This is a genomic window from Halopiger aswanensis (assembly GCF_003610195.1).
GTDB lineage: Archaea > Halobacteriota > Halobacteria > Halobacteriales > Natrialbaceae > Halopiger > Halopiger aswanensis.
In genome coordinates, this window is sequence record NZ_RAPO01000003.1 from 429,549 (window position 1) to 444,210 (window position 14,662).

The window sequence follows — 14,662 nt, forward strand, 5'->3', positions numbered from 1 at the left end:
TCGTCGAATCGGACTGTCCGTCGGACGGACCGATCAGCCGTCGGGGTCGCCGGCGTGTGAAACACTGGGTTTATACTCATTTTCGCCGTACCGTGGTGATATGAACGTAGCCGACGCGATGACGCCCCGCGAGGACGTGGTAACCGTGGAGCTGCCGGGTACCCGGTCCGACGTCCTCGAGTACCTGCAAGAACAGCCGTTCTCGTCGGTCCCGGTCGTCAAACCGACCGACGACGGGCCGGAGTATCGGGGCCTGATCTCCCGGAACGCCCTGATCGAACAGCCCGACGAGGACCAGCTGGTTATGCTGATGGACGAGGACGTGCCGACCACCACGGCCGACACCGCGCTCGAGGACGTCGCGCGGACGATGGTCGAGCAGGGCGCGCGTCGCGTCCCGGTCGTCGACGGTGAGTTCGAGGGAATCGTCACCGTCACCGACGTCGTCCACGCGATCGCGACCGGCGACCAGCCGACCGACGACACCGTCGAGGCGTGGGCCAGCGAGAACGTGAACACGACCTACGAGGAGACGCCACTGCCGGTCGCCGAACGTGAGCTCTCCTACGCGAACGTTCCCTACGCCGTCGCGCTCGACGACGACGGCCGGATGAGCGGCATCCTCACGATCGTCGACGTGCTCGAGGTCGCTCGCATCGTCGAGGGAGAGGAGGAGACCGGCGACAACTTCGGCGACCAGGACGACGAGTGGTCCTGGGAGGGCATCAAGGCCGTCGGCAGCCGCTACCTGCCCACGCGGGACATCGAGATTCCCGCCGGCCCCGTCAGCGAGTTCATGAGCGACGACGTCGTCACGGTCTCGGCGAACACGTCGATCCAGGAGGCCGCACAGCGGATGATCAGCAACGACATCGAACAGATTCCGATGGTGACCGGCGAGCAGCTCGTCGGCATCGTCTGCGACGTCGACATCTTGGAGGCACTCTATGAGTGAACAACAACACCCCGAGGAGCGTACGGCGACGAGCGAGAAACTGGTTGAACTGGCCAAGCGACGCGGCTACTTCTTCCAGTCCTCCGGGGCGTACGGCGGCGTCGGCGGCTTCTACACCTTCGGCCCGCAGGGCGCGTCACTGAAGGGCAACGTCGAGGACGCCTGGCGCGACCGCTTCGCGGTCGCCGAGGGTAATATGGAGATCGACGCGCCGACGATCATGCCCGAACCCGTCTTCGAGGCCTCCGGACATCTGGACGGCTTCGACGACATGCTCGTCGAGTGTCCCGAGTGCGGCGAGAGCCACCGCGCGGACCACGTCGTCGAGGACAACACGGAGTACGAGGACGCCGAGAGCCTCCCGATCCCGGAGGTCGAAGAAGTCATCGCGGAGTACGAACTCGTCTGTCCCTCCTGCAGCGCCGGCCTCGCGGGCCAGGCCGTCGAGGCGTTCAACCTCATGTTCGCGACGAACATCGGTCCCGGCGACTCCGACCCGGGCTACATGCGCCCCGAAACGGCCCAGGGCATCTTCGTCGAGTTCCCGCGCCTGAAGGAGTACGCCCGGAACCAACTGCCCTTCGGCGTCACCCAGATCGGCCGCGCCTACCGCAACGAGATCAGCCCGCGGCGCTCCATCATTCGGACGCGGGAGTTCACGCAGGCCGAACTCGAGTACTTCATCGATCCCGAAACCGACAAGCCGGACCTCTCGACGGTCGAGGACGTCGAAGTGACGCTGTACCCGGCCAGCGAGCAGAACAAGGACGACGGCGAGGAGATCGAGACGACCATCGGCGCGGCCGTCGAGGAGGGCATCATCGGCGACGAGTGGGTCGCCTACTTCCTCGGCGTCGCGAAGCCGTGGTACGACGCGGTCGGCGTCGACATGGACCGATTCCGGTTCCGTCAGCACCTCTCGGGCGAGCGCGCTCACTACGCGGCGGACTGCTGGGACGCCGAGAGCGAGATCGACGGCAACTGGATCGAGATGGCCGGCTTCGCCTACCGCGGCGACTACGACCTCTCGAAGCACGGCGAGCACGCCGACGACCGCTTTACGATCTTCAAGCAGTACGACGAACCGAAGACCGTCGAGCGCGCGACGGTCGACCCCGACATGAGCTACCTCGGCCCCGAGTTCGGCGGGGACGCGCAGGCCGTCGTGCAAAAGCTCGAGGACCTCGCGGCCCGCGATCGATCCGCGTTCGAGGGCGACACCGTCGAGATCACGCTCGAGGGCGAGACCCACGAGATTCCGACCGAAAAGACCGGCTTCAGCGTCGAGGAACAGACCGAAGCGGGCGAACACATCACGCCCCACGTCGTCGAACCCTCCTTCGGCGTCGACCGACTGGTCTACACCGTCCTGCACCACGCCTACCGCGAGGACGAGGTCGACGGCGAGGAGCGGACGTACCTCGAACTCGAGCCCGAGGTCGCCCCGACTTTCGTCGGCGTCTTCCCGCTCCAGACCGACGACGAACTGGTCGAGCAAGCGCAGGATATCGTCGCCGACCTCCGCGAGGTCGGCCTCTCGGTGACCTACGACGACTCGGGCAACATCGGCCGGCGCTACCGCCGCCAGGACGAGGTCGGCACGCCGTTCTGCGTGACCGTCGACTTCGAGACCCTCGAGGAAGAGGAGACGACGGTTACGGTGCGCGAACGAGACACGACCGAGCAAAAGCGGCTGCCCGTCGACGAACTCCCCGAGACGCTGTCGGCGCTTCGCAGCGGCGACCTCGCGTTCGAGGAGCTGTAACGCTCGTACCCCACCTGCGCCCGCACCCGGACCACCGGTACGTTCGCGAACATTTCTCAACTGAATGTAACCGACGGACTGAAGGTCGTCTCCGTCGAGCGATGCAGTGATGGCCGACGAACTGAAGCGACGGCTGGTCCACGCGAGCGGCTCCGGGCTGGTCGCGCTCTACCTGCTCGCGGACGCCCTCGAGCTGGGGCTGACGTGGGCGCGCTTTCGCGTTCTGATGGTCGTCCTCGCAACCGGCGCGCTCGTCCTCGAGTTCGTTCGGCTTCGGATCGGTCTCAACTGGCGGCTCTACGACGTGCTCACCCGCGACTACGAGGAGGACAACCCCGCGGGATACGCCCTCTACCTGCTCAGCATGACCGCCGTCGTTCTCGCGTTCGAGCCGGCTATCGCCCTCCCCGCGATGTTGATGCTCGCGCTCGGCGACCCGATCAGCGGAGCCGTCTCGGACAACACGCTAAAGCGGGTCAAGGGGCCGAAGGTGCTCGCGACGATGTTCGTCGTCTCGGCGCTGCTCGCCGCGCCCTTCCTCGCCGACTCGCCGCTGGCCGTACTCGCGGCGGCACTCGGCGCGACCGTCGCCGACGGCGTTACGCTCGAGATTCGGACCTACATCATCGACGACAACCTGACGATCCCGATCTACGCCGCCGGGCTGGCGTGGCTGGCCCTCGAGTTCGGGCCCATGTAAGCGGAAGTGTGAGTTGCCGCTCTCAGTCCCCGAAGACGGACGATTCGAACGCCTCGTCGGACTCGCGCAGGAGTCGATCGGTCCCGTCGTGGGCCGCGAGTTCGCCGGGTTCCAGTTCGTCGTGGAACGTCTCGATCCTCTCCGGGACGACCTTCTCGGTGACGTCGAACGTCGTCGCAGGCTGAAAAATACCCCAGAGCGCGCCGATCGCGTGGGTCACGACGGCGACCGGCGTTAGCACGAGAACCGGCAGCCAGAGGAGCGGATGCTTCCGGTAGGCGACCAGGCCCCCGCTCATGTAGACGAAGAGGATACCCGCGAGAACGGCGGCGACCGAGCCGTACCACTCGAGGGTCGGAAGCTGTCCCGGCGCGAGGTACGCGGCGAGAGCGACGACCGGGACCAGCGGCGAGAGCCCCCAGACGATGACTCGAGTGTAGTACAGCGGCCGGTAGCGGCGCGGCAGGATGTGCCCGTCGGCGATCGTCCCGGAGATCCACCGCCGGCGCTGTCTGATCAACTGGCGCACCGACGGCGGCGCCTGGTTTCGAAATCGGGTGTCGAGCAGCCGGTAGGAGAGGTCGCCCGCGTCGGCGGCCCGCCAGATGAAGTTCGTATCCTCGGTGATGGTGCGCGCGTCCCAGGTGACCGCGTCCTCGAGCGACGCCCGGACGGCGATCCCGCCACCCCACGCGTAGAGGGGGTATCGCAGGCGGTGAAAACCGAGCTGCTCGAGTTGGTAGCCGACGCGGAACAGCTCACAGAGGTACGCGAGCCGGGAGCCGGTGTAGATCGGCTTCTCGGTGAACTGGACGACGTCGGCGTCCGGCAGGCCGTCGAAGCCGGTCATGATCGTATCCTCGTCGAGGTAGAGCACGTACTCCGACTCGCAGGGAACGTTTTGGCGAGCCCACTCGACGGCCCGTCCCTTTCTGACTGCCGTGCAGTCGAACTCGTCGGGGACGACGTGGACGGTCGCCCCGTCGATCGACAGCTCCGATTCGGCGATCACGCGAACGTCCGCGATCGCGTCGGGCACGGCGTTGACCGTCGCCTGGACGACGGGTTCGGCGTCGACGGTCAGGATCCGAACTTGTACGTCGTCCGGTCCCCACGGCCGGTCCTCGTCCGCAACGCGCCAGCCGCGGGCGAACACGAGCGTCTCGAGGAGCCACCAGCCCGCCGAGAAGCCGTACAGCCCCAATCCCACCCAGAGGACCGCGACGAGCGCGCCCGATAACGGATTCGCGAAAAAGAACTCGAGCATGTACTGTCTACTGCTACTGACTGTACCGTCAGATGACAATAAGATTGGCGACTCGGGCCGTAAGACGGTTACTGATGGCAATCGCGGCGCGTGAAATCGAAGTCGGTCCGTTCGTCAGGTGGAGTCAGCGAGGAACACAGCGCGTGCGACGATGCCACAAAGATCTATTGGAACGGCTCGAAATCGCCCGTATTGCACTCGAGCGAGAGACATTTCCACCGGCAATAGGAGTCGTGGTCGCCGAGCGGAAACGACGGTTTGAATCGACGTATAAATTCCCATTACACAGATCGACGAGGACAATCCGGCGATACGGACGGGGTCTCGGGGAGTCTGTTCGCCCGAGACATCTGCGTGTTACTCGTACGGACGGCACCGTTTCCGTACTCAAATAAGACACATATCAATGGAACTATATCTCGCGCTTAATACGCTCACCGGCGCTACTCCCTGTCGGGTCACGTACACGAGGACGGCGAGGCGTCCTGACAACGGGGCGTCCCACCGGGGCCTAGACCAGTGGCGACGCCGTCTCCCCGTACGTGCCCGGAGTGTAAAAGCATGAAGCGAACACTTGCAATCGTACTTACAATCGCAGTCGTCGGTGGCCTCCTGTTTATGGGCACAGCCGCTGCACAGGACAACCAAACCGACCAAGATGCGGATCTCGATCAAGCCGCTGCGAACGTCGCTGATCTCACGCAGGAACAGAATCAGGCGAACACGAACTCGCTCTCCGGCGAGACGGGCGACGCACCGTTGATCCAGGTCCAGCAATCGGATCAAACGAACTTCGGTGAACAAAGCGCGGATGTCGATCAAGACATCGAGCAAGACACCAGCCTCGAGCAGGAGATCCAACGAATCGTCGAGGAGGCCTTAAACGGCAATACAGGATAGACCGCCAAGCCACGGAGACGCCTCGAACGCTGGAGTGACGCTCCACACCCCGGAATAGAGAGCACGCGCGTTAGGAGTGTTCTCACGGAGGCGGCGAGCCGTCGATGCGTTGCCCACTGTTTCTCGTCCGCCGCCTCCGTTCGACGCGCGCTATCCTCACCGGCCTGAGCACGACCCGAGGCTGGCGACGTCGGCAAACCCACGCTCTGCCCCGATTCCGATCAGTGTCGCGTCGTTCGTTCCCAGGCGGCCTCCATGAACGTCGCGTGCACGTCGGTCGAGGGTTCGTCGACCCGTTTCCGACGCCGCTCGTACGACCCGTCCGGTTGCATCACCCACCGATTCCGGGTATCCTCGAGCAGCGTCTCCAGGATTTCATCGAGCCGGGACTGCAATCGCGGCTCCTCGATCGGCGTCACCGCTTCGACGCGGTTGTCGAGGTTGCGGGCCATCCAGTCCGCCGAGCCGGTGAAGTACCGCTCCTCGCCGCCCGCGCGGAAGTAGAAGATCCGCGAGTGCTCGAGGAATCGCCCGACGATACTGTGAACGGTGATGGTCTCGCTGACGTCCTCGAGTCCCGGTCGCAGCCGGCAGACGTCCCGAACGATGAGATCGATATCGACGCCGGCCATCGACGCGTTATACAGTTCCCGGACGAGCTGAGGGTCCTCGAGGCGGTTGACCTTCACGACGATTCGGGCGTCCTCGCCGTTGCGGGCGCGCTCGGCTTCCTCGCGGACGAGGTCGACGAACCGCTCGCGCATGTTCCCGGGGGCGACGAGCAGTTTCCGATACTCGCGGTGCATCGAGTGACCGGTGAAGTAGTTGAACACGCGCACGAGGTCTTGGCCGATATCGCGGTCGGCGGTGAGCAGGCCGAGGTCCTCGTACTGCTTAGCGGTCTCGGAGTGGTAGTTGCCGGTCCCGATGTGGGAGTACAGTCGGACGCCGTCGTCCTCCTCGCGGACCACCAGCGAGGTCTTCGTGTGGGTCTTGTAGCCGATCGTCCCGTAGGCGACGTGGATCCCCTCCTCCTCGAGTCGCTTGGCCCACTCGAGGTTGTTCTCCTCGTCGAAGCGGGCCTTCAGTTCGACCATGACCGCGACCTGCTTGCCGTTGCGCGCGGCCTCGATGAGCGTCTCGATAATCTGGGAGTCGCTGGCGGTCCGGTAGATCGCCGCCTTGATCGCCAGTACGTCGGGATCGTTGGCCGCCTCCTCCAAGAACCGCTGGACGGTGTCCTCGAAGGCGTGGTAGGGGTGGTGGACGAGCACGTCGCGGTCGCGAACGACGTCGAAGATCGAGCGGCCGTCCTCGCGCGACCCCAGCCGCGGATGGGGCTGTGGCGTCCAGTCGGGCAGTCGGAGTTCGGGCCGGTCCAGATCGGCCAGTTCGAAGAAGTCCCGGTAGTCGAGCGGCCCGTCCAGTTCGAACACCTCCCGGTCGTCGAGGTCGAGTTCCCGCGTGAGGATCTCGAGGATCTGTGCGGGCGGCTCCCGCTCGATCTCGAGGCGGACGACGGTCGCGAACCGGCGTTCCTCTAAGACCTCCTCGACCATCTCGATCAGGTCCTCGGCGACCTCCTCGTCGCGGCGCACCTCGGCGTTGCGCGTGACGCGGAACAGCGCCGTGTCGACGATCTCGACGTCCGGAAAGAGCAAATCGAGGTTCTCGCGGACGACCGTCTCGAGGAGGACGTACCGGTCGTCACCGTTGCCCTCGTCGTCGCCGAGTTGGATGAACCGAACCTGATTGCGCGGGATCTTCACCCGCGAGAACGTCAGGTCGTCCTCCGGGTGTTCGCGCGTGAGGACGGCCAGCGAGAGGCTCTGGTTCGAGATAAACGGGAACGGGTGGGCCGGATCGAAGGTCAGCGGGGTCAGCGTCGGCAACACCGAACTCTCGAAGTAGTCTCGGACCTCCCGGCGTTCGGCCGCCGAAAGTTCCTCGTAGTCGACGATGTCGATCCCCTCCTCGGCCAGCGCCGGTTTAATCTCGTCGCGGTAGCACGCGGCCTGACGCTCGAGGAGTTCGTGGGATTCGTCGAGGACCTCGCGCCACTGCTCGCCGGGCGTGCGCCCGTCGGGCGTTTCCTCGGTGATGCCCGCAGCGATCTGCTGTTTCAGCCCGCCGACGCGCTTGCGGATGAACTCGTCGACGTTCGTCGTAAAGATCGCGAGGAACTTCACGCGCTCGAGCAGCGGGTTCTTCTCGTCGATCGCTTCGTGAAGCACCCGCCGCTGGAAGGCGAGTTCGCTGAGTTCGCGGTTGAGGTAGTATTTGGGCGCCGAGAGGTCGACGTCGGGCGACGCCGATGGCGGTCGGCCCTCGAGGGGTGACTCTGTGTCGGTCGGCGTATCACCGGCGTCCACTTCCGCCGCGGATTCGGCTGTGGCGCTCTCGGCATCGTCGCCGGATCGTGCGTCAGTCCCGTCGGCAGCACGGTCGCCGCCGTCGTCCGTCCGGAACGCGAGGGTCGGTTCGTCGTCGGCCGACTCGTCGTCGTTCGGCGACCCCCCGTCGCTCATCGGCTGAACGGTCAGCCCGTCGCTGCGCTCCCGATTCGAGTTCGCCGTCGATTTCGAGTTCTGTCCCCCGCAGTCCGCTTCGGACGTGTCATCTCCGTTCATGCTGGGTCCCCCGTTACCGCTCCCCGACGGCGACGAACTTCTCGTCCGGCCGAGCCTCCTGTTCGGGTGTCGAGACGCTCACGAACCGCTCGCGGTGAACGTCGTACGCCGTGAGTTGCCCGCCGTAAACGCAGCCAGTGTCGAGGCCAACCGCCCACTTCCGCTCGAGGGGCTCCTCGAGCACCGTGTGGCCGAAAAACACCCGCGGGCCGTCGGCGTACTCGTCGAACCAGAACGGCCCGTCGTAGCCGTCGCCGTTCGGACTGCGCATCGTCAGCAGGTCGCCGTTCGAGTGCTCGAGAAGGGGGCGGCTCGGGTCGACACCGCCGTGGACGACGAGGTTGTCCGCCCACGAGATGGCGGTCGGGAGCGACTCGAGGTACTCGCGGTCGGCCGAATCGAGCGCCGGAAGTTCGGCGCGACCGTCGAGGAGTTTCTGTTCGTTATTTCCGCGGACGGACTGCAACTGCGGTGACGACTTGACGCGGTCGAGCACCGCCTTGCTGTCCGGTCCTTTCCGCACCAGGTCGCCGACGAAGATCGCGAGATCCTTCGCCCCGAACTCGAGCGTCGAAAGCAACCGCTCGAGGGCGTCGGGGCAGCCGTGGACGTCGCCGACGACGTAGACGTCGTCGTAGCGATCGATATCGATCCGCTGTTGAGTAAACGATGCGTCGTCGCCGGATGCGGATACAATCGTCACGAGTGCTGTGACGGAAAATTTCGGAAAATAGAAAATAAGCCGTTATATGTTACATACAGTACAGTTCATAGGGATACATAGATAACATATTAATTCAGTTTAGAGTACCAATCAGCACCGCGAAAGGTATACTGGTGTCCGTCGAGCGTCGATATATACGCTCGAATATTTCGACTATTCAAACTGTTTAATACGTATTAGTATGTACGAGTTCACATCACATGGGGAGGGAGTTGCGAATTCGAGTTAGTGACGCCCGAACACCGCCGCAAGTTGCCGATCTCGAGGGGTTCGAAGTCGGCGACGGAGAGTGGCGGCTCTCGCTCGACGCTCACCGCGACCTGCTAGTCGATCTCACCGGCGTCGAACCCGACGGCGACCTCGGGCTGCAGGACCTCGTGACGATTCGAGCGCGACTCGAGGGGTACATCGAGCGGACGAGTCGCCCGGCAAAGGGAGCAGCGGCGGAGACGGTCGACGAAGATCGGAATCGGTCGGCAGGGTGGATAGAACGCGTCCTCGAGTGGCTACGCGCCGCCATCGTGCGGACTGGCGGAGAACGAGCCGACGAGGGACGGAAAGACGACGGGGAAGTACACTACTCGGAGGAGCGAGTCCGGTGTCTCGCAGCCATCTTCCGAGCGGCGGCCGACGCTCGGCGACGCGAGATTACGGGTCCGAGCGCCGCACCGACGGGCCAAACCGCTGCGGACTGATCGACGACGGCGGCTGCGAACGATCCCGGGTACCGGTAGTATTACTTTCACCACGCTTTCTCAACCCTTAACCGCGACCGCGTCGAATCGCCGGCAATGGCAGCCCAGGACGAGGAACCGCCCGCCATCGACCACCCGCTGCTCGAGCCCGACTTCCTCGAACGCCGCCTCTACCAGCTGCGGCTCGCGGGCACGGCTGCGAACCACCACACGCTCGTCTGTCTCCCCACCGGCCTGGGGAAGACGACCGTGAGCCTGCTCGTGACGGCCCGCCGGCTCGAGGAGGTCGGCGGGAAATCGCTCATGCTCGCGCCGACGAAGCCGCTCGTCCAGCAACACGCCGATTTCTACCGCGAAGCCCTCCAGATCCCCGACGAGGAGATCGTCGTCTTCACCGGCGACGTCAGTCCGGACGACCGCGCCGAAACCTGGCAGGAGGCGACGGTCGTGATGGCGACCCCGCAGGTGATCGAGAACGACCTCGTCGGCTCGCGGATCTCGTTGGCCGACGTGACCCACATCACCTTCGACGAGTGCCACCGCGCGACCGGCGACTACGCCTACAACTACATCGCCGAGCGCTACCACGAGGACGCCCGCGAGCCGCTCGTGACCGGGATGAGCGCCTCGCCCGGCGGCGACGAGGAGGCCATCCTCGAGGTCTGCGAGAACCTCGGCTTGGAGGAGGTCGAGGTGATGACCGAGGAGGACGCCGACGTCGACGAGTTCACCCACGACACCGACGTCGAGTGGGAGCGCATCGACCTCCCCGACGAGGTGCTCGAGATCCGCGACACGTTAAACGAGGTCATCAAGGAGCGCCTCGAGAAGCTCAAAGAACTCGGCATCGCGAGTTCGACCCAGCCCGACCAGTCCCAGAAGGACCTGAACAAGATGCGCGCGGAGCTCCAACAGCTGATCAACAACGACCAGTCGGAGGGGTTCGAGGGGATGTCGATCCACGCCGAGGTGATGAAGCTCCGCCAGGCCGTGACGCTGGTCGAAACCCAGAGCGTCGAGGCCGTCCGGCGATACTTCGACCGCCAACGCAACCAGGCCCGCTCCTCGGGCGCCTCGAAGGCCAGCCAGCGGATGGTCTCGGATCCGCGAGTGCGGGAGGCCATGCGCAAGGCCGAGGACTTCGACGAGATCCACCCCAAATACCGGAAGACGCGGATGCTGCTCGCCGAAACGCTCGGCCTCGAGGGCGGCGAGCGCGTGATCGTCTTCACCGAATCGCGCGACACCGCGGAGGCGCTGACGGACTTCTTGAGCGATAGCTTCGACGCGAAGCGGTTCGTCGGGCAGGGCGACCGCGAAGGCAGCGACGGGATGACCCAGAAGGAGCAACAGGAAGTCCTCGACGAGTTCCGGGCGGGCGAGTTCGAGGTGCTCGTCTCGACCTCCGTCGCCGAGGAAGGACTGGACGTGCCCGAGGTCGACCTCGTGCTGTTCTACGAGCCCGTGCCGACGGCGATCCGCTCGATCCAGCGCAAGGGCCGAACCGGCCGCCAGTCGGAGGGGCGGGTCGTCGTCCTCATGGCCGAGGACACCCGCGACGAGGCCTACTTCTGGATCTCGCGGCGGCGCGAGCAGGAGATGGAGGACGAACTCCGCGAGCTGAAGGGGATGGCCGACGACCTCGAGGAAGAACTCGACGATTCCCAGCAGGCGCTGACCGATTTCGACGGGAGCAAGAAGCAACGCTCCTCGGACGGGGCGACCGGCGGAGCCGCGAGCCGAGGCGACGAGAGCGAAGTGAAAGTGGACGCTAGAGATGGCGACCCCGACGCCGTCCCGGATTCTTCCACTGGAAATGAGGGGGATGCGACACAGCCCGGACTGCGGGATTTCGCCGGCGAGATCGACTCGAGTTCGGCGGACGCCGGCGAAGCGGACGACGTCGAAACGCACGAACCGTCGGCCGAGGGCGACACCATCGAAATCGTCGCCGACCAGCGCGAGATGGACGCCAACATCGCGCGAGACCTCTCGAGACGCGACGAGATCGAGGTCAGCCTCGAGACGTTGGACGTCGGCGACTACGTCCTCTCGGACCGGGTCGTCGTCGAGCGCAAGTCCGTGGCTGACTTCGTCGATTCGCTGGTCGGGGGCGATCGGTCCGTCTTCGAGCAGATCGGCGCGATGGCTCGTCACTACTCCCGCCCGATCGTCGTCGTCGAGGGCGAGGGACTGTACGAACAGCGGGACATCCACCCCAACGCCATCCGCGGCGCGCTCTCGAGTCTCGCGGTCGATTTCGACGCGAGCGTCCTCCGAACGGAAAGCGAGGACGACACCACCGAACTGCTGGCGACGATCGCGGGCCGCGAGCAGGAGACGAGCGACCGCGAAGTCTCGGTCCACGGCGAGAAACAATCGAAGACGCTGGCCGAACAGCAGGAGTACGTCGTCGCTTCGATCGCCGAGATCGGGCCGGTTACCGCGCGGTCGCTGCTCGAGGAGTTCGGGACCGTCGAGGAAATGATGATCGCGACCGAGGACGAACTGCAGGAAGCTGACGGCGTCGGGCAGGTGACGGCCGAGCGGATCCGCGAAGTCGTCGGCAGCCGGTATCAGGGCCAGGGGTAACGCCGATCGTCGGTCTCGAGCAGATCAGTAGTCTCGAGGGCGAGACGTTAGAGTGCTCGAGGATATGGAATTCGGTTCTCGAGAACTCGGGTCCGATTCGAACGAAACCTGATTCGGATCGAATTACGGTTCAAACCGAATCGGGAGTCGTCAGCCCTCGTAGCCCGCGTACTCCATGACGTCCGCAAAGACGTCGGAGTCCATGGCGTCGCGATAGACGATGCCGTTGACCATTCCGCCGGGGTAGGAGTTTCCGTTCATCGCGTGATCGACCTTGTGACAGTGCATCAGGTAGATGCCGGGGTCGGCGTCGGCTTCGAACTCGATAGTGTGGCGTTCGGCGGGCGCGAGGTTCGTGATGTCCTCCTCGTGCCGGGCCGCTTCGGGGATCTGGCCGCCGTCCTTCTCGACGAGGCGGAAGCGGTGGTTGTGGGTGTGCATCGGGTGGGACATGTAACCCGCGTTGACCATGTGGAGCCGGACGGTGTCGCCGTGGTCGACGATGATCGGCGAGCCGTCTTCGGGGTGGAGCGTCCGCGGCAGGCTCTTCCCGTTGATGGTGAACACGTCCGGTTTGCGGTCGCGGGTGCTGTACTGGACGTCCTCGCCGGCGTACTGGCGGTTCAGTCGGGAGTCCCAGTCCTTCAGCGTGAAGAAGTACTCCTTGTCGGCAGGTTCGTACCCCTTCGGATCGACGCGGAAGATGCCGTACATCCCCATGTCGATGTGGCGGTGCGTCTGGTAGTGACAGTGATAGAGGTGCGTGCCGGGGACGTTCGCCGGGATCGAGTAGGTGTGCTTCTCGCCGGGGCCGACCGTGATGCCGGTCGTCGTGGGGACGCCGTCGTTCTCCCACGTCTTGCGGACGCCGTGGAAGTGGAGCGTGTGTGCGTGGTCGGCGTCCGTGTTGTCCAGCGTCACCTCGATGTCGTTGCCCTCGGTCGTTCGAATGATAGGGCCGGGAACGCTCGGCTCGCCGTCGTCGGCCTGGAACGCCCACACGCGGGGGAGTTCGACCGGACCGCCCATCGAGTCCATCGGGTGGACGGCGTGCTTGGCCGGCACCGAACGCAGCGTAACGCTGCCCCCCTGCTCGTCGACGTTGACGACTTCGGGCGGACTCGTCCAGGGAAGATCGGCACCCTCATCCTCGTCGGCCGAGGACGCATCCGCCGTCGCCGGCTGCGCCTGCGAGCCGTCCCCGCTCGAGGTACAGCCCGCGAGCGCCGTCGCCGCACCGATACCGGTCGCCGCAACGAAATCGCGTCGAGAGATACCCAATCCGGGTGCACCAATACGATCTTTCATACAGTGTTCCGTACGAAGACCCACCGTATAACGGGTTAACCCGGTTTCTGCTGATTGGGAAGTCCCGGAAACATGTTCGCCGCGAGTATATAAATGGGGACTCGACGGCGGCCGGAACGACGGCTCGAGGAGACCTCGTTCACCACGGAACCAGTCGGGCGATATCGGAACCGGACGCGGTCGGTTCGATGTCGACAGCGGGTGCAGCCGCTGCAATCGGGATCGAACCACAAACGAGCGTCTTCGAACGTACTTCTCGAGGGAGAACGGAAACCGATCGGATCGACGACGCGCTTACCGGAGCGTCGACAACGTCTCGCCGGCCTCGCGGGCGGCCTCGAGACACTCCGTCGCGTACCGGGGATCGTCCGTCGCGGCGGCCTCGCCGGCGAACTTCTCTAGGGCCTGCACGAGCGACTCGCGGGCGCGCTCGAGGTCGCCGTCGACCGGCGGCGACGCGGCTGCGCGGCGGGTCGCTCGGTCGCGACGACCGCCAGCTCGGGACTCTTCGGCAGCCGACTGCGAGTCGCGGTCGGCAGCACGGGACGGCGTCTCCGCGTCGTCGGCCTGCCGGACGCGACGGGACGGACCCGACTCGCGGCTGCGCTCGCCCGAGGCGCTCGCGCGTCGATCCCGCTCGTCCGCGCCGCTCGAGTCGGTTCGGTCCGGCTCGGCGCTGGTGTCGGTCGTCGACGCCGTCTCGGCAGCGCCAGCGTCCGGCGCTGCGTCGGCGTCGGACGGCGACGCCACGTCGATCGACTGCGCCGACGCGTCGGTCGCGGCGGACTCGTCAGTCCCGGCAGCGTCGGGGGCTTCCTCGGCCGGCTGGGCCTCGAGGTCCGTTCCCTCGACGGCGTCGGGGTTGCCGTGACAGCTCGGACAGAATGTGGTGCCGTCCTGCTTGAAGAGGGGATCGCCGCAGGTACCGCAGTGCATGTTGGTCATCGTCGCACCCTTGAGCAGCAGATCGCTCATCCGCTGGGTGGCCTCCCGTTCGGCCTTGTCGCGCTCGTACTTCTCCCGGAGTTTCTCGCGCTCGGCTTCCTTGTCGAAATCGCTCATACGCGACTAGAGGTGACGGGCCGTCGAAAAAGCTGCGACGGGACGACGGTATCGTTGCGGTGCC

The 14,662-nt window shown here is 65.3% G+C and carries 11 protein-coding genes; 6 read left to right on the forward strand and 5 right to left on the reverse strand.

Annotated features, from left to right (window positions below):
• Positions 1-100: 100 nt before the first annotated feature.
• The 3 genes from ATJ93_RS16045 to ATJ93_RS16055 all read left to right on the forward strand — a co-directional run bounded on the left by ATJ93_RS16045 (position 101) and on the right by ATJ93_RS16055 (position 3,420).
• On the forward strand, positions 101-955 hold the full coding sequence (locus ATJ93_RS16045) for a CBS domain-containing protein (RefSeq protein WP_120245649.1): 855 nt from the start codon (positions 101-103) through the stop codon (positions 953-955).
• Positions 948-2,720 carry a glycine--tRNA ligase gene (glyS, locus tag ATJ93_RS16050; protein WP_120245650.1) on the forward strand — a complete coding sequence of 591 codons (1,773 nt, stop codon included), beginning with the start codon at positions 948-950 and terminating at the stop codon, positions 2,718-2,720. The genes ATJ93_RS16045 and glyS overlap by 8 nt, the downstream gene beginning before the upstream one ends.
• A 109-nt stretch (positions 2,721-2,829) precedes the next feature.
• Positions 2,830-3,420, forward strand: a complete 591-nt coding sequence (locus ATJ93_RS16055) for a diacylglycerol/polyprenol kinase family protein (protein WP_120245651.1) — start codon at positions 2,830-2,832, stop codon at positions 3,418-3,420.
• Positions 3,421-3,442: 22 nt separating this feature from the next.
• On the opposite strand, the gene ATJ93_RS16060 is transcribed toward ATJ93_RS16055, so the two are convergent.
• Positions 3,443-4,687 carry a glycosyltransferase family 2 protein gene (locus ATJ93_RS16060; RefSeq protein WP_120245652.1) on the reverse strand — a complete coding sequence of 415 codons (1,245 nt, stop codon included), beginning with the start codon at positions 4,685-4,687 and terminating at the stop codon, positions 3,443-3,445.
• Positions 4,688-5,248: 561 nt separating this feature from the next.
• Between ATJ93_RS16060 and ATJ93_RS16065 the strand changes: the two genes are divergently transcribed.
• The gene (locus tag ATJ93_RS16065) at positions 5,249-5,587 is read left to right on the forward strand and encodes an acetylglutamate kinase (protein ID WP_147376658.1); all 339 of its coding nucleotides are present in this window, start codon (positions 5,249-5,251) and stop codon (positions 5,585-5,587) included.
• Positions 5,588-5,808: 221 nt separating this feature from the next.
• Here the strand turns inward: ATJ93_RS16065 and ppk1 are convergent, their stop codons facing one another.
• Together ppk1 and ATJ93_RS16075 are read right to left on the reverse strand one after the other, a co-directional pair.
• Positions 5,809-8,217 carry a polyphosphate kinase 1 gene (gene ppk1 / locus ATJ93_RS16070; RefSeq protein WP_245977612.1) on the reverse strand — a complete coding sequence of 803 codons (2,409 nt, stop codon included), beginning with the start codon at positions 8,215-8,217 and terminating at the stop codon, positions 5,809-5,811.
• A 13-nt stretch (positions 8,218-8,230) separates the two neighbouring features.
• Positions 8,231-8,920 carry a metallophosphoesterase family protein gene (locus ATJ93_RS16075; protein ID WP_120245654.1) on the reverse strand — a complete coding sequence of 230 codons (690 nt, stop codon included), beginning with the start codon at positions 8,918-8,920 and terminating at the stop codon, positions 8,231-8,233.
• A gap of 221 nt (positions 8,921-9,141) precedes the next feature.
• Here ATJ93_RS16075 and ATJ93_RS16080 point away from each other — a divergent pair, with 221 nt between their 5' ends.
• Both ATJ93_RS16080 and ATJ93_RS16085 read left to right on the forward strand, forming a co-directional pair.
• Positions 9,142-9,636: a hypothetical protein gene (locus ATJ93_RS16080; protein WP_120245655.1), complete on the forward strand. Its 495-nt coding sequence runs from the start codon at positions 9,142-9,144 to the stop codon at positions 9,634-9,636.
• Positions 9,637-9,732: 96 nt separating this feature from the next.
• Entirely contained in the window at positions 9,733-12,228 is a 2,496-nt protein-coding gene (locus ATJ93_RS16085; protein WP_120245656.1) for a DEAD/DEAH box helicase, read from the forward strand.
• A gap of 150 nt (positions 12,229-12,378) precedes the next feature.
• On the opposite strand, the gene ATJ93_RS16090 is transcribed toward ATJ93_RS16085, so the two are convergent.
• Both ATJ93_RS16090 and ATJ93_RS16095 read right to left on the reverse strand, forming a co-directional pair.
• A complete protein-coding gene (locus ATJ93_RS16090) occupies positions 12,379-13,536 on the reverse strand; it encodes a multicopper oxidase domain-containing protein (RefSeq protein ID WP_120245657.1) in 1,158 nt (385 codons plus the stop codon).
• Positions 13,537-13,830: 294 nt separating this feature from the next.
• A complete protein-coding gene (locus ATJ93_RS16095; protein WP_120245658.1) occupies positions 13,831-14,598 on the reverse strand; it encodes an Sjogren's syndrome/scleroderma autoantigen 1 family protein in 768 nt (255 codons plus the stop codon).
• Positions 14,599-14,662 lie beyond the last annotated feature (64 nt).